Below are 415 nucleotides of genomic sequence, written 5' to 3'. Positions count from 1 at the left end.
GCATCCACACGACTGCGGCTTGCATTGAAGCTGCCTCCAGAGCCATAGCCGATGGCCGCACTTCCACCAATGCTCTGATCCCGACTCTTGAAGGTACTGGTGTCCTGCACACTGACGATGTTCAGGTCACGACCCACATTGGCCATGATCTTTGCACCAGAGACAGTGGCGCCAATCAGATTCGTATCGCGGCCAGAATCGATGTTGACCTGCCCGCCTGCACGCACCCGCGTCATGACGTTGGCGACGTCCTTGCCATCGCTGTTACCCCGGCTACCCGCCGCATTGGCCGTAAAACCAAACTGGGTCTTGGTACCAAACTGCGCAGTAACGCCAACTCCCCACGACGACGACGACCGGTCACCATGCTGTTCATCCGTGTTTTGAGCAGCGATGAGATTGATATCGTTGTCCG

1 protein-coding gene is annotated in these 415 nt (G+C 57.3%); it reads right to left on the bottom strand.

The genetic code is table 11. From position 1 onward, the window contains the following. A partial coding sequence (locus tag ACODSZ_RS23160) for a hemagglutinin repeat-containing protein (RefSeq protein ID WP_488928655.1) occupies positions 1 to 415 on the bottom strand: 415 nt, incomplete at both ends.

Source organism: Herbaspirillum sp. FG34 (assembly GCF_057809315.1).
Note: the sequence above shows the minus strand (reverse complement) of the source record. Positions and strands in the feature narration are given on the sequence as shown.